This is a genomic window from Roseateles sp. (assembly GCF_039595295.1).
GTDB lineage: Bacteria > Pseudomonadota > Gammaproteobacteria > Burkholderiales > Burkholderiaceae_C > Roseateles.
Genome location: NZ_JBCNLU010000005.1, coordinates 1 through 15,443 on the forward strand (window position 1 = coordinate 1; position 15,443 = coordinate 15,443).

Below are 15,443 nucleotides of genomic sequence, written 5' to 3' on the forward strand. Positions count from 1 at the left end.
CGCCGCCGGTCCTCGCTTCGGTGCGGCCTTGCGCCGCGACAGGCCCCGGCGTGACTCCCACCACCCCGAGGGCCAAGGCACAGGCGCTACAGTGCAGGATCCATTCACGGCGGCGCATCTGCGGTTGATTCATGGTTCAGAACATCCTCGAAGTCGATCATGTGAGCAAGTCGGTGCAGGACGCCGACGGGCTGCTGACCATTCTGCATGACATCAATTTCCAGCTGCAGGCCAGGGAGTCCGTCGCCATCGTCGGCGCCTCGGGCTCGGGCAAGAGCACGCTGCTGTCCATCCTCGCGGGCCTGGACACGCCCTCGCAAGGGACGGTGCGGCTGCGCGGCCAGGACATGTTCGCGCTCGACGAGGACGGCCGCGCCGCGCTGCGCGGCGCGCACCTGGGCTTCGTCTTCCAGAGCTTCCAGTTGCTCGCGCACCTGACCGCGCTCGAGAACGTCATGCTCCCATTGGAGCTGCGCGGCGAGCGTGACGCCCGCGCGCAGGCCAGGCAGATGCTGGAGCGCGTCGGCCTCGGCCAACGCCTGTCGCATTACCCACGCGTGCTCAGCGGCGGCGAGCAGCAACGCGTCGCGCTGGCCCGCGCCTTCGTGCAGCAGCCTGCGCTGCTGCTGGCGGACGAGCCCACCGGATCGCTCGATTACGCGACCGGGGAGCAGGTGATGGGCTTGATGTTCGAGCTCAATCGCGAGCTCGGGACCACGCTGGTCATGGTCACCCACGACAACACCATCGCGGCCCGCTGCGAGCGCCAACTGAAGATCTCGGCCGGCCATCTGCAGGACATCACGATGGCGGATCTGCCGGCCTGACGATCACCGGCGCCGGCGTGATGCTGGTGCTTGGCAGGCACTTGGCCGGCATTTGGACGGCGCTGGTTCAGACGCGCAACTCGCGCTCGCGCAGGCGGCGTCGGCGCTCGTAGCGGATGACCGCCCACCAGCCGACGTAGACCACCACGTAGAGCGTCGCGCCCAGCACCACGCCGGCGCAGGGCAGGCCCACCAGCAAGGGGGCGCCCAGCTCCGACAGCCATTGGCTGATCGCGTGCCACCAGCTGCCCGGGTCGGCCCAGTCCAGTGCCAATTCCTTGGGGGCCGAGATCGGCCCATGCACGCCCAGCACCTGCCGGCCCAGGAAGATCGCCAGGCCCCAGATCGGCACCAGCGTCAGCGGGTTCGTCAACCAGGTCGCGGCGATCGCCGCCGCCACGTTGGCGCGGAACAGGATGGCCACGGCCGCGGCCATCAGCATCTGCGTCGGCAGCGGGATCACGCCCACTGCCAGACCCAGCGCCGCGCCCAACGCCACGCGCCGGCGATGCGCCACCCACAGCCAAGGGCGGTCGCGCAGGTACTGCCCCAGCCACTTCAGCCCCCGGGTCTGTTCCAGGGTCTCGGGCGAGGGCAGCAGGCGGCGGGCGAGTCGGGAAGCCGTCATGGGTTCAATCTGGGCACGCAAGCAGAAACGACAAGCCCGCGCGGCTGTTTCCAGCGGCGCGGGCCTGCTTCATCCTAAAAACCCGTCGGGGCGTTCAGGTCGATCAACGTGGATCAGTTGGCGGAGAACTTGTAGTCCGTCTTCGCCTTGGTACGCAGTTCCTCCTGGAACTCGGCGACCTTCTGCTGGCTCAGGCGCTGCATGATCTGCGCCTTCACGTCGTCGAAGGCCGGGAACTGCGCCTGACGCGTCTCTTCCAGCTTGATGATGTGATAGCCGAACTGCGACTTCACCGGCTCTTGCGTCATCTCACCGGCCTTGAGCTTGGCCATCGCGGCGCTGAACTCGGGCACGTAGGCGTCCGGACCGGACCAGCCCAGGTCACCGCCGTTCTGGGCGGAACCGGTGTCCTTGGAGTTCTTGGTCGCGACGTCCTCGAACTTCGCGCCGCCGTTGAGCTGCTTGATCAGCGCCTTGGCCTCGTCTTCCTTCTCGACCAGGATGTGGCGAGCGTGGAATTCGGTGCCGGTGGCTTGCGCCTTGAACTTCTCGTACTCGGCCTTGGCGTCGGCTTCGCTGATCGGGTTCTTCTTCACGTAGTCGTTGAAGAGCTCGCGGATCAGCAGGGACTGGCGGGCCAGTTCCATCTGGTTCTTGTAGTCGTCGGTCTTGTTCAGGCCGCGCTTCTCGGCTTCCTGCAGGAAGATCTCGCGCAGAACGACTTCATCCTTGACCTTGGCTTCCATCTCCGGGCTGCGGGGCTGGCCTTGCTTGGTGATCTGGCTGATCAGCACGTCGGCGCGCGCCTTCGGAACCGGCTTGCCGTTCACGATCGCGATGTTCTGGGCCATGGCCGGCAGGGACAGGGCGCCGATGGCCGCCACGGTGGCGGCGAGCACAAACTTCTTCATGGATAAAGGGCCTTTCAGAGACTCCCGGGCGAGCGTCGATACGCTCCAAAACAAAGCGCCGATGAACGGCGCTGCTTCAACCAAATTTCTGCTGTTCGTCGGGCGCGCGAGCATCGATGGCCAGCGCGTGAATGCCCTTCTGCATCAGATCGGCGAGGGCATCATATACGAGCCGATGCCGCGCCACCCTGGGTAAATCGGCAAAGCGCGAGCTCACGATTTCGAGGTAATAGTGACCCCCCTCGCGCGCGCCGGAATGGCCCGCATGGTGAACGCTGTCGTCACGCAAACTTAACGACACCGGGTCCAGCGCGGCCCGCAGACGGGCCTCGATCTCCACCGAAGGCGTGGCCACCGGGTTCACCTTGGAGCTTGGTTTCGGGCCGGACGTCACATCCGGATTCGACGCGTCGCTCATGGCTTGCGCTCCTCGGTGGCGGCTTCTTCCTGCGGCAGATGGCGGCTCATGTAAATGCCCTGGCCCAGCGTGAACAGGATGATCAGTCCGGTCGACCCGATCGCCTTGAAATCGGCCCAGGTGTCCAGGCTGAAGTTGTAGGCGACGTAAAGATTCACGAAGCCCATCGCGCCGAAGAACAGGACCCAGGCCCAGTTCAGGCGCGTCCAGACGTAGTCAGGAAGGACGAGTTCGGCGCCCAGCATCTTGCGCAGCAGGTTCTTGCGCAGGAAGACGTGGCTGATCAGGAAGGCCGATGCGAACAGCCAGTACAGCAGGGTCGGCTTCCACATGATGAAGGTCTTGCTGTGGAAGTAGACCGTGGCGCTGCCCAGGACCACGACCAGCGCCAGGCTGATCCACAGCATCAGGTCGACCTTGCGACCGCGCAGCTTCAGGAACAGCACCTGCGCGATCGTGGCCGCCATGACCACGACCGTCGCCAGCAGCACCGGCGCTTCCTCGGGGCCGATCTTGCCGCCCGAGACCAGGAAGCCCAGATGCTCGGTGGCGAAGGCCGCTGCCCAGTCGGGTTGCCTGTCCGCGTACTTGAAGGTGACGAAGAACAGGAGCAGCGGGAGAAAGTCGAGCAACAGCTTCATGCGGAAATGCAGACGCCCCGACGGCGCGTGGCGCTCAGGGCTTTGAGGAGGAGGGCTCGAAGTCTATCGCGGCGGAATTGATGCAGAAGCGCTCGCCCGTCGGGTCCGGGCCATCGGGAAAGACGTGGCCCAGGTGCGTGCCGCAGTTGTTGCAGCGCACCTCGACCCGCACCATCCCGTGGGTCGAGTCGACCACCCGCTCCACGACCTCCGCGTTGATCGGCTCGTAATAGCTCGGCCAGCCGCAGCCGGCGTCGAACTTGGTGTCCGCCTGGAAGAGCGGCGTGCCGCAGCCCACGCAGTTGTAGCGGCCGGCCTCCCAGTGGTCCCAGTATTTGCCGGTGAAGGCGCGCTCGGTGGCGGCGTGTCGGGCGACCTGGTACTGCATCGGGTCCAGCTGCTCACGCCACTGGGCGTCGGTCTTCTTGACCGGGTAGTCGGTGTCGCGATCGCGGTCCTGGTCGGTGGCGTCTTGGATGAACTTGTCGTAGCGGCTCATGATGAACAGGAAACCTCCAGGTCGTTGGCCCAGTCGGGCGGGAATCCGGCATCGGAAGCCCGCGCCGGCTCGTCGTAGGGGCGGCGCAGCACCTCCAGCAGGCGGCGGACTTCGCTGAAGTCGCCGGACTCGGCCTGACGGATGGCGGTCTCGGCCAGATGGTTGCGCAGCACCACCGCCGGATTGACCGCGTTCATCCGCTCGGCACGGGTCGACGGGCTCGTCGATGTCGAAGGGGTCCCAGATGCGGTCTGCGGCTCCAGCTTCAAGCGCGCGGCGTAGCGCTGCGCCCAGGCGTCGAAGGCGGCGCGGTCCAGGAACAGGTCGCGCAGGGCCGCGTTGCCGGGCGCGTCCGCGGCGTCCGGCGCCTTCGACTCGTCGAACCCCGCCAGCCGGCGGTGCGCGATCGTGTAATCGGTGCGATGCGTCGCCAGCAGGCGCAACCAGTCGTCGACCAGCGGGCCGTCCTCGCCGCGCTCGTCCAGCTCGGCGCTCAGGCCGAGCTTGGCGCGCATGGCGTTCAGCAGCGCTGTGCCGAAGCGCTCGCGGTAAATGTCCAGCGCCGCGATCAGCTCATCGCCGGCCGCCTCCTGGTCCTCGTCGACGCCGGGCATCAGCGGCAGCAACGCCTGCGCCAGCGCATGCAGATTCCAGAACGCCACCTGCGGCTGGCGCGCGAAGGCGTAGCGGCCCTGATGGTCCGAGTGGTTGCAGACATGGCCGGGATCAAAACCGTCCATGAAGCCGAAGGGGCCGTAGTCGATGGTCAGCCCGAGCATCGACATGTTGTCGGTGTTCATCACGCCGTGCATGAAGCCGACCGCCTGCCATTGGGCGACCATCTCGGCTGTCTGCGCGGCGACCTTGGCCAGCACCGCCGTCACCGGATTTGGCGCGTCGGCGCATTCGGGCGCGTGGTGGCGGACGAAGTGATCGAACAGCTCCCGCGTCTGCGCCTCCATGCCGTGATGGGTGAAGTGCTCGAAGTGGCCGAAGCGCAGGAAGCTGGGGGCGACGCGGGTGACGATGGCGCTGGTCTCGACGGTCTCGCGCTGTACCTTGAGCCGCGTCGAGCCGGTCAGCGCCAGCGCGCGCGTGGTCGGGATGCCGAGTGCCGCCATCGCCTCCGAGCAGAGGAACTCCCGGATGGACGAACGCAGCACCGCGCGGCCGTCGCCGCGGCGCGAGTAGGGCGTCAGGCCCGCGCCCTTGAGCTGCAGCTCGAAGTGGCCGTTGGGAGTGTCGATCCCGCCCAGCATCAACGCGCGGCCGTCGCCGAGCTGGCCGGCCCAGACGCCGAACTGGTGGCCGCTGTAGACGCTCGCCAGCGGGCGCATCCCGCGCAGCTGCGCATTGCCGCTGAAGACCGCCAGCGCGCCGGGCCGGGTCCACCAGTCGGCGGGCCAGCCGAGCTGGGCGGCGCAGTCCGGGCTGGTGGCGATCCAGTGCGGATCGGGCAGGCCGGTGCCGGGCAGCTCGGTGAAGAAGCGGTGTCCGAGCGTCGCGAAGCGGTTGGTCCAGCGGGCCGGCTCGGCGCCCTCGAAGCCCTCGGCCAGCACGGGCGAGGGCAGGGCGGTCGTCTCGGGGAAGGTCATGGCGGGCAGTGTAGCCAGCAGGCCTTCTCCCTAGGGGGAGCCGAGGCTCTCGGCTCCCAGTGTCCCGGCCTTACAGCCGGAACACCGCCACCGCCTGATTCAGCTGCGCGGCCTGATGCTTGAGGCTCTCGGCGGCGGCGGCCGATTCCTCGACCAGCGCGGCGTTCTGCTGCGTGACCTGATCCAGCTGCGCGATCGCGTCGCCGATCTGGTCGATGCCCTGGCTCTGCTCGGCGCTGGCGGCGCTGATCTCGGCGATCAGATCCGACACACGCCGCACCTGGTCGACGATCTGCCCCATGGTCTCGCCGGCGCTGCCGGCCAAGCGCGTGCCGGACTCGACCTTGGCGCCGCTGTCCCCGATCAGCGACTTGATTTCCTTGGCCGCCCCGGCGCTGCGCTGCGCCAGCGCACGGACCTCGCTGGCCACCACCGCGAAGCCGCGGCCCTGCTCGCCCGCGCGAGCGGCCTCGACCGCGGCGTTCAGCGCCAGGATGTTGGTCTGGAAGGCGATGCCGTCGATGGTGCCGATGATGTCGTTGATGCGGCGCGAGCTCTCGTCGATCTGGCGCATCACCGCCACGACTTCCTGCACCGCCTGTCCGCCGCTGACCGCGACCTCCGAGGCCGACTGCGCCAGCTGCGTGGCGGTGCGCGCGATGTCGGCGTTCTGCTTGACGGTGGCGGTCAGCTCCTCCATCGACGCGGCGGTCTGCTGCAGGTTGGCCGCCTGCTGCTCGGTGCGCTGCGACAGGTCGGCGTTGCCGCTGGCGATCTCGCCGGTGCCGGTGGCGATCGAGTCGCTGCTCTGGCGCACCTGGCCGACGATGTTCATGAGGCTCTGGTTCATGCGCTTGAGCGCGGTCAGCAGCTGGCCGGTCTCGTCGCGCGCGTCCTGGTCGATGTCGGAGCGCAGGTCTCCCGCCGCGACCGCCTCGGCCACCTGCACCGCCTGCGCCATCGGCAGCGCGATCGCGCGGCTGAGCAGCCAGGCCGTGGCGATGCCCAGCGCGGCGATCACCAGCGCGGCGAAGCCCGCCTGCCAGCGCAGCGCGGCGCGCGCGTCCAGCGAGGCCTTCCGGGCCGCGTCGGCACGCTGTTCCTGCATCACGACGAACTGGCCGATCGCGTCCAGGTAGGCCTTGACCGAGGGCACGTACTCGTTCTTGACGATGCGGCTGGTGGCGGTCCAGTCGCCCGCCTCGCCGGCGTCGCGCGCCTTCTTGCTGGCGGCCAGCAGCACCTGGCCCAGGCCGACGATCTCCTTGAGCTTGGCCTTGTCCTCGGGCCGCTCGGCCTGCTTGGCGATGCCCTCGCGCAGCTTGGCCACCTCGGGCGCGTCGTTGGCGATGTTCTCCTTGAACAGTTCGCCCACCGCCGGGTCCGAGCTGATCGCGCTGGCCATGCTGCGGGCCACCGCGGTCTGCGTCATGCCCTGCCACTGGACGGACTTGCGGATGATGTCCTGCGCGTCGTTGATGGAGGCCGTGGCCTGGCTGATGATCTGGTCGTTGCGGACCAGCGTGCCGCCGCCGATCACCAGCATCGCGAGGATCAGCAGGCCCATGGCCCCGTAGAGCTTGCTCGCGAGCGGGAGGTCCTTCAAACGCATTCGATGTCTCCTTTGCCGCCCTGGCGCGGCCTTGTTGTTGTGGGTTCGGGTTTTCCGATCCGGTCTCGCATGGAATCTCGCATCCCCGACGCGGCTTGCCAATCCGGGGTTGATCCCCGAGAGACTCGATGACGACGCGTTCCCGCGCATTCCGTGACTTCGGCCTCGCGTGCACCAGACTGGAGCCCAGGGTTGTACCGCCCGTGTAATCCCCTATGCCAGAAGCGCGGCCGCGTCACTAGGGTGACGCCAGGCGCAGAGACCGGTCGATAGACTGACTCGAAAGACCGAGACACGGCGCCCGCGACTTCCGGATCCGCCTCTGTCGGCGCCGGACGCGGCGAGGCACCGGACCAATCCAGGAGACACGAATGGCACTGATGGGCCAGATGATGTCGATGCCGCTGCTGATCTCCTCGTTGATCACGCATGCGGCACGGCACGCCGGGGATACCGAGATCGTCAGCAAGCGGGTGGAAGGCGACCTGCATCGCACGACATGGGCCGCCGTCGAGAAGCGCTCCCGCCAACTGGCGCAGGCCTTCGCGCGGCTCGGATTGCAAGCCGGCGATCGCGTCGGCACGCTGGCCTGGAACGGCTACCGCCACCTGGAGATCTACTACGGAAGCTCGGGCTCCGGACTGGTCTGCCATACCATCAATCCGCGTCTGTTCCCCGAGCAGATCGCCTGGATCGCCAACGACGCCGAGGACCGCGCCCTCTGCTTCGACCTGACCTTCCTGCCGCTGGTCGAGAAGATCCACGCGCAGCTCCCCAGCGTCCGTCACTTCATCCTGATGACGGACCGCGCGCACATGCCGACCGAATCGGCCATCCCGAATCTGCTGTGCTACGACGAACTGGTCGACGCCGAGGACGGTCAGTACCTGTGGCCCGAGTTCGACGAGAACACCGCCTCGTCCATCTGCTACACCAGCGGCACGACCGGCCATCCCAAGGGCGCGGTGTACAGCCACCGCAGCTCGGTGCTGCACGCCTACGGCGCGGCGCTGCCGGACGCGATGTCGGCCTCGCGCCGCGACGTGATCCTTCCCGTCGTGCCGATGTTCCACGTCAACGCGTGGGGCCTGCCCTACAGCACCGCGCTGGTGGGCTGCAAGCTGGTGTTCCCCGGCCCGCATCTGGACGGCAAGTCGCTGTACGAGCTCTTCGAGAACGAGAAGGTCACCTTCAGCGCCGGCGTGCCGACGGTGTGGCTGGGCCTGCTGAATTACGTCGGCGCCAACCAGCTCAAGTTCTCGACCTTCAAGCGCACGGTGATCGGCGGATCGGCCTGCCCGCCGGCGATGCTGCGCACGCTGATGGACGATTACGGCGTCGACGTGATCCACGCCTGGGGCATGACCGAGATGTCGCCGCTGGGCACGCTCTCGCGCCTGAGCAGCCGCCAGCTGGAACTCCCCGTCGAGCAGCAGCGCCGTCTGCTGGAGAAGCAGGGCAAGGCCATCTACGGCGTGGACATGGCCGTGGTCGACGACAGCGGCCGCGCGCTCCCCTGGGATGGCGAGAGCTCGGGCAACCTGGTGGTGCGCGGGCCCTGGGTCATCAACAGCTATTTCGGCCACACCGGCTCGCCGCTGATGCGGGTCACGGGCTGCGACGGGCGCGACATGGGCGAGTGGTTCCCGACCGGGGACGTGGCCGCCATCGACGCCGACGGCTTCATGCAGATCACGGACCGCAGCAAGGACGTCATCAAGTCCGGCGGCGAATGGATCAGCTCCATCGACCTCGAGAACATCGCCATGGCCCACCCGGCCGTGCACGAGGCCGCGGTCATCGCCGTGGCGCATCCCAAGTGGGACGAGCGTCCGCTGCTGGTCGTGGTGCGCAAGCCCGGCGAGGCCGGCGCCGCGCTGACCCGCGAGGCCTTGATCGGCTTCTACGAGGGCCGCATCGCCAAGTGGCAGGTGCCGGACGACGTCGTCTTCGTCGACGAAATCCCGCACACGGCCACCGGAAAGATGCTCAAGCTCAAGTTGCGCGAGCAGTTCAAGTCCCACAAGCTGCCGGGCTGCTGAGCCCGGCACGTCACCGTCCGAGAGTTCCCCGCGCGCGATGAGGCCGCCGCGCGGGGCGCCGCACCCGCAGGAGCAACGACCACCGATTTCCCCTTGATCGCGCATCGTCGCAGTCGCCGCGGTCCGCCGCAGTACGTCGCTTTGAATCGCCTTGCCACACACACAACCACATCAGGAGACAAGCATGAGCAAGCACAGCACGCGTTCGATTCCCTCCCTGGCCCGGCCGCTGGCCGTCGCCGCGTTCGCCGTGATGGCGGCGACCGGCGCTTATGCGCAGAAGGGGGAGACGGTCAAGATCGCCTGGATCGATCCGCTCTCCGGCCTGATGGCGCCGGTGGGTCAGAACCAGGTCAAGTCCTTCCAGTTCTTCGCCGAGAAGTTCAACGCCAACAACCCGGCCGGCGTGAAGTTCGAGGTCATCGCGATCGACAACAAGCTCAGCCCGGCCGAGTCGCTCAACGCGCTGAAGTCGGCGATCGACCAGGGCGTGCGCTACGTGACGCAGGGCAACGGTTCGGGCGCGGCGCTGGCCATCATCGACGCGGTCAACAAGCACAACGAGCGCAATCCCGGCAAGGAGGTCGTGTACCTCAACCACTCCGCGGTGGACCCGGACCTGACCAACAGCAAGTGCAGCTACTGGCACTTCCGCTTCGATGCCGACACCTCGATGAAGATGGAGGCCATCACGACCTTCCTGAAGGACCAGCCGGACGTCAAGAAGGTCTTTCTGCTCAACCAGAACTACGCGCACGGTCATCAGGTCGCGAAGTACGCGAAGGAAGGTCTGGCCAAGAAGCGCCCCGACGTGCAGATCGTCGGCGAGGACCTGCACCCGCTGGCGCAGGTACGTGACTTCGCGCCCTACGTGGCCAAGATCAAGGCCAGCGGCGCGGACACGGTGATCACCGGGAACTGGGGTTCGGACCTGGCGCTGCTGGTGAAGGCCGCGGCCGAGGCCGGCTACAACGGCAAGTTCTACACCTACTACGCCGGCGTCACCGGCACGCCGACGGCCATGGGTGCGGCGGGCGCCGGCCGCGTCTACCAGGCGGCCTACAACTACAACAACATGGGCGGCCAGATGGACCAGTGGGCCAACGAGTTCAAGGCCAAGTTCAACGACGACTTCTACACCGGCTCGGTGATCCACATCTACAACGCGCTGTCCACCGCGATGGCCAAGGCCAAGAGCACCGATCCGGTGAAGGTCGCGGCGGTGCTGGAAGGGCTGAAGTTCAAGTCCTTCAACGGCGACGTCGAGATGCGCAAGACCGACCACCAGCTGCAGCAGCCGATCTACATCTCGCGCTGGGAGAAGGTCGACGCCAAGCACCCCTACAACGTCGAGAACACCGGCTATAACTTCGCCCCCGTGAAGACCTACGACGCGTATGTGTCGAGCACGCCGACCTCCTGCCAGATGAAGCGTCCGGGTTGACGCGTCTGCCTGCCGCGCAGACCGATCTCGGGCCTGCAGTGCTTGCCGTACGGGAGTACGGCTGGGCGCTTCGGCCCGACCTCGGCCCGCTCGCGACGGGATCCACGCCAACCCGGCTCGTGTAGAGAGAGGATGATGTTTTGGAACAGATACTGATCAACCTGCTGAACGGCCTGTCGTCCGGCCTGCTGCTGTTCATGCTCAGCTCCGGGCTGACGCTGATCTTCAGCATGATGGGCGTGCTGAACTTCGCGCATGCGAGCTTCTACATGCTGGGCGCGTACTTCGCGTACACGCTGGCGGGGTGGATCGGGTTCTGGCCCGCGCTGATCCTCGCGCCGCTGCTGGTGGGCGGCTGCGGGGCGCTGTTCGAGCGGGGCGCGCTGCGGCGTGTCCACAAGTTCGGCCACGTCCCGGAGCTGCTCATCACCTTCGGCCTGTCCTACGTCGTGCTGGAGCTGGTCCAGCTGGTCTGGGGCCGCACCGCGGTCCCGTTCCCGCCGCCGGCCTCGCTGCAGGGCGCGGCCTTCACCCTGGTGCATGCGCCGGGCCAGGCGCTGCAACTGGTCTGGGGCGACGCCTCCACCGCCGTCTGCGCGGCGGCCAGTTGCTCCAAGTTCCCGCTGACGCGGGCCTTCATGATGCTGGTCGCACTGGGCATGCTGCTGGCGCTGTGGCTGTTGCTCACCCGCACCCGCATCGGCCTGGTCATCCAGGCGGCGCTGACGCATCCGGAGATGGTCGAAGCGCTCGGCCACAACGTCCCGCGCGTGCTGATGCTGGTCTTCGGCAGCGGCTGCGCGCTGGCGGCGCTCGCGGGCGTCATCGGCGGCATCACCTTCGTCACCGAGCCCGCGATGGCCGTCATCGTCGGCTCCATCATCTTCGTGGTGGTCGTGGTCGGCGGCATCGGCTCGCTGGCCGGGGCCTTCGTCGCGTCCATCGTCATCGGCCTGCTGCAGACCCTGCCGCTGACCGTCGACGTGTCGCTGGCGCAGGCCTTCAAGCTCGGCCCCGACACCTTCGGCTATCCGCTGCTCAAGCTCACGCTCGCGCAGGTCGCGCCCATCCTTCCGTATCTGCTGATGGTCCTGATCCTGATCTTCCGGCCCAAGGGCCTGCTCGGCACGCGGGAGGGCTGACCGATGTCCGCCGTCATGTCCTCATCCAACCCCTCTTCCTCCGCGACCGGCGCGGCCGCCTCGGCGTCCGGCCAGGCCGCGGCCAAGCACGCGAGCCGCGCCGCCGCGCGCGGTCAGAGCTATCACTTCAAGCCGCACAACGTCGGCCGCTGGCTGATCTGGAGCCTCTACGCCGTCGCGCTGATCGTGGCGCCGCTGATGTGGACCAGCAGCCTGGCGCAGACCATGCTGTCGCAGATGGGCATCGCGATCATCGCCTGCCTGTCCTACAACCTGCTGCTGGGGCAGGGCGGCATGCTGAGCTTCGGCCACGCGGTCTACAGCGGCCTGGGCGCCTATCTGGCGATCCACACGCTGAACATGATCGGCGGCGGTCAGCTGGCGCTGCCCGTGAGCCTGGTGCCGGTGGTCGGCGGCTTCGCGGGCCTGTTCTTCGCGGCGCTGTTCGGCTATGTCTCGACCAAGAAGTCGGGCACGCCTTTCGCGATGATCACGCTGGGCCTGGGTGAGCTGATCTGGTCCATGTCGCTGATGCTGCCGGAGTTCTTCGGCGGCGAGGGCGGCATCTCCTCCAACCGCGTGGTGGGCAAGGGCCTGATGGGCATCACCTTCGGCCCGCAGATCCAGGTCTACTACCTGATCGCCGTCTATTGCTTCGTCTGCACGGCGCTGCTCTACGCGTTCACGCGCACGCCGCTGGGCCGCATGCTCAACGCGGTGCGCGACAACCCCGAGCGCGTCGAATTCATCGGCTACGACACGCAGTGGGTGCGCTTCCTGGCCTTCCTGATCGCGGGCTTCTTCGCCGGCGTGTCGGGCGGTCTGTCGGCGCTGAACTTCGAGATCGTCACCGCCGAGGTCGTCGGCGCCGCGCGCTCCGGCGCCTATCTGCTGTTCACCTTCCTGGGCGGCGCCACCTTCTTCTTCGGTCCCATCATCGGCGCCGTGCTGATGGTGGTCGCGCTGGTGCTGCTGTCGGAGCTGACCAAGGCCTGGCTGCTCTACCTGGGCCTGATCTTCCTGTTCATGGTCATGTACGCGCCGGGCGGCATCGCCTCGCTGATCATGATGAATCTGCGCCTGGCCGCCTTCGGCAAGCTGCGCGCGCTCTGGCCTTCGTATCTCGGGCTGGCCGGCGCCGCGCTGACGGTGCTGGTGGGCGGCTCCACGATGGTGGAGATGCTCTATCACCTGCAGCTCAACGAGGCGCTGGGACCCAAGATGAGCTACCTGGGCGTCGCGCTGGACGCCAAGAGCGTGGATTCCTGGTTCGGCGCGGGCTTCGTGCTGCTGACCGGGCTGGGCCTGTTCGAGGTCGTGCGCCGCCAGTTCCGCCGCGAGTGGGACCAGGCGCAGGAAGAGATCGAGAAAGAGATCAAGCGGAGGGAGAGCCTGTGAGCGCGCCGTACGCATTGGAATTGAAGTCCGTCCGCAAGAGCTTCGGCAAGAGCGAGATCATCCGCGGCGCCGAGCTCGCGGTGAAACCCGGCGAGCGCGTGGCCATCATCGGCCCCAACGGCGCCGGCAAGTCCACGCTGTTCAACCTGATCAGCGGCCGCTTCGCGCCCACCAGCGGGGAGATCAGGCTCTTCGGCGAGCGCATCGATCAGCTGCCCCCTTACCAGATCAACCGCCGCGGGCTGTCCCGCAGCTTCCAGGTGTCCAACCTGTTCACGCGGCTGTCGGTCTTCGAGAACATCCGCTGCGCGCTGCTCTGGTCCATGGGCCACAGGTACGCGTTCTGGAAGTTCCTCGCCGGCATGGAAGACGTGAACGAGCGGGTCGAGGAGCTGCTCGAGATGATCCATCTCGACAAGAAGCGCGACGTCCCGGCGATCAACCTGACCTATGCCGAGGCGCGCGCGCTGGAGATCGGCATCACCATCGCCGGCGGCTCGCAGGTCATCCTGCTGGACGAGCCGACCGCCGGCATGAGCAAGAGCGAGACCAAGCGCTTCATCCAGCTGATCCGCGAGGTCACCGAGGGGCGCACGCTGCTGACGGTGGAGCACGACATGGGCGTGGTCTTCGGCCTGGCGGACAAGATCGCGGTGCTGGTCTACGGGGAGGTGATCGCCTTCGACACGCCCGACGCGGTGCGCGCCAACGCGCGCGTCCAGGAGGCCTATCTCGGGTCGGTGCTGGCCGAATCGCAGGCCGCGGGAGCGCATGCATGAGCGTGGTGATGAACGACTCCAACGTCGGCGCGATGCGCGCCGCCTCGTCCACGGCGGCGTCCGTCGCCGGAACGCGGGCGCTCAAGCTGGACAACGTCCATGCGTTCTATGGGAAGAGCCATGTGCTGCACGGTGTGAGCATGGAGGTCCGCCCCGGCGAGATCGTCAGCCTGCTGGGCCGCAACGGCTCAGGGCGCTCGACGACGGTCAAGACCATCATGGGTCAGGTCGAGGGGACGGGATCCATCGACTGGGGCGGCCAGGCGCTGCTGGGCCAGAAGGCCTACGAGATCGCGCACCGCGGCATCGGCTACGTGCCGGAGAATCGGGACATCTTCCCCAAGCTGACGGTGCATCAGAACCTGATGCTGGGCGAGAAGTCGGCTCGCCGCGGCAAGACGGCGCGCTGGGGCTTCGACGACATGTACGCGATGTTCCCGCGCCTGAAGGAACGCCAGCACACCGAGGCCGGCGTGCTCTCCGGCGGCGAGCAGCAGATGCTGACGCTGTGCCGCACGCTGATGGGCGATCCCGACCTGATCATGATCGACGAGCCCACCGAGGGCTTGGCGCCCAAGATCGTCGAGCTGGTCGCGGAGTACCTGAAAGAGCTGAAGCGGCGCGGCGTGTCGGTGCTGCTGGTCGAGCAGAAGCTGGCCATCGCGTTGGAGATCTCCGAGCGCTGCTACGTGATGGGCCACGGCCGCATCGTGTTCGAAGGCACGCCCGCCGACCTGCGCGCGAACGCCTACGTACGCAAGGAGTGGCTGGAGGTCTGACCCTCGGCCCCGCCCTGCCGGGGTGACGCCGCTCACACCCGACATTGCCGCCCCCCTTGTTCAAGCTGCCTGACGTCCCCTGATCCCGGGAAGCGACGCGCCCCATGTCGTGCGAGCGCCGCACTACATTGGCTGCGGGACAGAAGAACAAGGACTCGTCATGAACTCGGTGCAGCCCTTGATGGCGGTCGCGGCGGTGGTGGCCGGGGTCGCGGCCGGCGGAATCGGCGCCAGCCTGTGGTGGTGGCCGCGCGTGAAGCGCGCACGGCGCCTGATCGATCGCATCGAGGCCTCGCGGCAGCTGATGAATCAGCAGAGCAGCCAGGCGCGGCGGCAGATCGAGCATCTGCAGTTGGAGCTGGGCGAACTGCGGCTGATCGCGGAACGTTTCCGCCGCAAGGCGATGACCACCGGCAGCCCGGCCGAGACCCTCGACGGCCCCGAGTCCATCCTGCCTGCGGAACCGCCGCCCGCGTCGCGCCGTCCCGCGTCGTCGGCCGGCGAATCCGATGCCGGCTTCGCCCAGACCCAGTACGAGGATCCCGACGACGCTGCCCGCCACGGTTTCGCGCCGACGCAGATCGAGAAGCGCTTCTGAGCGCTACGGCGCCCCGCCGGACCGCCTTCCTCCGCGCCCGCCCGCCCCGCCATTCCCCTCCGCACTTCCCCCGGTGACGCCTTGTCACGGCAGAGACAAGCATCGCGACGCGCTGCTGCCTAGAATCGAA

The 15,443-nt window shown here is 67.6% G+C and carries 15 protein-coding genes; 8 read left to right on the plus strand and 7 right to left on the minus strand.

Going from position 1 to position 15,443, the window contains the following annotated elements:
- Positions 1–131: 131 nt before the first annotated feature.
- Positions 132–827 (plus strand): ABC transporter ATP-binding protein, encoded by a 696-nt coding sequence (locus tag ABDW59_RS05350; protein WP_343628489.1) that lies wholly within the window; start codon positions 132–134, stop codon positions 825–827.
- A 67-nt stretch (positions 828–894) separates the two neighbouring features.
- Here ABDW59_RS05350 and ABDW59_RS05355 read toward each other — a convergent pair whose 3' ends face one another.
- The 7 genes from ABDW59_RS05355 to ABDW59_RS05385 form a co-directional block, all read right to left on the minus strand.
- Complete coding sequence (locus tag ABDW59_RS05355; RefSeq protein ID WP_343628490.1) at positions 895–1,455, minus strand: DUF2062 domain-containing protein; 561 nt, start codon at positions 1,453–1,455, stop codon at positions 895–897.
- Positions 1,456–1,568: 113 nt separating this feature from the next.
- Positions 1,569–2,366 (minus strand): peptidylprolyl isomerase, encoded by a 798-nt coding sequence (locus ABDW59_RS05360; RefSeq protein WP_343628491.1) that lies wholly within the window; start codon positions 2,364–2,366, stop codon positions 1,569–1,571.
- A gap of 76 nt (positions 2,367–2,442) precedes the next feature.
- Positions 2,443–2,784: a BolA family protein gene (locus ABDW59_RS05365; protein WP_343628492.1), complete on the minus strand. Its 342-nt coding sequence runs from the start codon at positions 2,782–2,784 to the stop codon at positions 2,443–2,445.
- Positions 2,781–3,425 carry a septation protein A gene (locus ABDW59_RS05370; RefSeq protein WP_343628494.1) on the minus strand — a complete coding sequence of 215 codons (645 nt, stop codon included), beginning with the start codon at positions 3,423–3,425 and terminating at the stop codon, positions 2,781–2,783. Before ABDW59_RS05370 ends, ABDW59_RS05365 begins: the two co-directional genes overlap by 4 nt.
- A 34-nt stretch (positions 3,426–3,459) precedes the next feature.
- Positions 3,460–3,924: a peptide-methionine (R)-S-oxide reductase MsrB gene (gene msrB, locus ABDW59_RS05375; protein WP_343628495.1), complete on the minus strand. Its 465-nt coding sequence runs from the start codon at positions 3,922–3,924 to the stop codon at positions 3,460–3,462.
- Positions 3,921–5,519 (minus strand): YdiU family protein, encoded by a 1,599-nt coding sequence (locus ABDW59_RS05380; protein ID WP_343628497.1) that lies wholly within the window; start codon positions 5,517–5,519, stop codon positions 3,921–3,923. The genes msrB and ABDW59_RS05380 overlap by 4 nt, the downstream gene beginning before the upstream one ends.
- Before the next feature lie 70 nt (positions 5,520–5,589).
- Positions 5,590–7,131 carry a methyl-accepting chemotaxis protein gene (locus tag ABDW59_RS05385; RefSeq protein ID WP_343628498.1) on the minus strand — a complete coding sequence of 514 codons (1,542 nt, stop codon included), beginning with the start codon at positions 7,129–7,131 and terminating at the stop codon, positions 5,590–5,592.
- A 371-nt stretch (positions 7,132–7,502) separates the two neighbouring features.
- Here ABDW59_RS05385 and ABDW59_RS05390 point away from each other — a divergent pair, with 371 nt between their 5' ends.
- From ABDW59_RS05390 to ABDW59_RS05420, 7 genes are all read left to right on the plus strand, one after another.
- Positions 7,503–9,173, plus strand: coding sequence for a 3-(methylthio)propionyl-CoA ligase (locus ABDW59_RS05390; RefSeq protein ID WP_343628499.1), 1,671 nt, complete (start codon positions 7,503–7,505; stop codon positions 9,171–9,173).
- Between the two features lie 253 nt (positions 9,174–9,426).
- Positions 9,427–10,617 (plus strand): branched-chain amino acid ABC transporter substrate-binding protein, encoded by a 1,191-nt coding sequence (locus tag ABDW59_RS05395; protein WP_343628684.1) that lies wholly within the window; start codon positions 9,427–9,429, stop codon positions 10,615–10,617.
- Positions 10,618–10,757: 140 nt separating this feature from the next.
- A complete protein-coding gene (locus ABDW59_RS05400) occupies positions 10,758–11,759 on the plus strand; it encodes a branched-chain amino acid ABC transporter permease (protein WP_343628500.1) in 1,002 nt (333 codons plus the stop codon).
- 15 nt (positions 11,760–11,774) lie between these two features.
- Complete coding sequence (locus ABDW59_RS05405; protein ID WP_343628502.1) at positions 11,775–13,157, plus strand: branched-chain amino acid ABC transporter permease; 1,383 nt, start codon at positions 11,775–11,777, stop codon at positions 13,155–13,157.
- A complete protein-coding gene (locus ABDW59_RS05410) occupies positions 13,154–13,936 on the plus strand; it encodes an ABC transporter ATP-binding protein (RefSeq protein ID WP_343628503.1) in 783 nt (260 codons plus the stop codon). Before ABDW59_RS05405 ends, ABDW59_RS05410 begins: the two co-directional genes overlap by 4 nt.
- Positions 13,937–13,968: 32 nt before the next feature.
- Positions 13,969–14,715 (plus strand): ABC transporter ATP-binding protein, encoded by a 747-nt coding sequence (locus ABDW59_RS05415; RefSeq protein WP_343628685.1) that lies wholly within the window; start codon positions 13,969–13,971, stop codon positions 14,713–14,715.
- A gap of 160 nt (positions 14,716–14,875) precedes the next feature.
- Positions 14,876–15,313 (plus strand): hypothetical protein, encoded by a 438-nt coding sequence (locus ABDW59_RS05420; RefSeq protein WP_343628504.1) that lies wholly within the window; start codon positions 14,876–14,878, stop codon positions 15,311–15,313.
- The last annotated feature ends 130 nt before the right edge of the window (positions 15,314–15,443 follow it).

Coding starts and splice junctions, on each gene's coding strand:
- ABDW59_RS05350 (WP_343628489.1), top strand. CDS start 132: ATGGTTCAGAACATCCTCGAAGTCGATCATGTGAGCAAGTCGGTGCAG.
- ABDW59_RS05370 (WP_343628494.1), bottom strand. CDS start 3,425: ATGAAGCTGTTGCTCGACTTTCTCCCGCTGCTCCTGTTCTTCGTCACC.
- msrB (WP_343628495.1), bottom strand. CDS start 3,924: ATGAGCCGCTACGACAAGTTCATCCAAGACGCCACCGACCAGGACCGC.
- ABDW59_RS05385 (WP_343628498.1), bottom strand. CDS start 7,131: ATGCGTTTGAAGGACCTCCCGCTCGCGAGCAAGCTCTACGGGGCCATG.
- ABDW59_RS05360 (WP_343628491.1), bottom strand. CDS start 2,366: ATGAAGAAGTTTGTGCTCGCCGCCACCGTGGCGGCCATCGGCGCCCTG.
- ABDW59_RS05380 (WP_343628497.1), bottom strand. CDS start 5,519: ATGACCTTCCCCGAGACGACCGCCCTGCCCTCGCCCGTGCTGGCCGAG.
- ABDW59_RS05355 (WP_343628490.1), bottom strand. CDS start 1,455: ATGACGGCTTCCCGACTCGCCCGCCGCCTGCTGCCCTCGCCCGAGACC.
- ABDW59_RS05415 (WP_343628685.1), top strand. CDS start 13,969: ATGCGCGCCGCCTCGTCCACGGCGGCGTCCGTCGCCGGAACGCGGGCG.
- ABDW59_RS05395 (WP_343628684.1), top strand. CDS start 9,427: ATGGCGGCGACCGGCGCTTATGCGCAGAAGGGGGAGACGGTCAAGATC.
- ABDW59_RS05405 (WP_343628502.1), top strand. CDS start 11,775: ATGTCCTCATCCAACCCCTCTTCCTCCGCGACCGGCGCGGCCGCCTCG.
- ABDW59_RS05365 (WP_343628492.1), bottom strand. CDS start 2,784: ATGAGCGACGCGTCGAATCCGGATGTGACGTCCGGCCCGAAACCAAGC.
- ABDW59_RS05390 (WP_343628499.1), top strand. CDS start 7,503: ATGGCACTGATGGGCCAGATGATGTCGATGCCGCTGCTGATCTCCTCG.
- ABDW59_RS05420 (WP_343628504.1), top strand. CDS start 14,876: ATGAACTCGGTGCAGCCCTTGATGGCGGTCGCGGCGGTGGTGGCCGGG.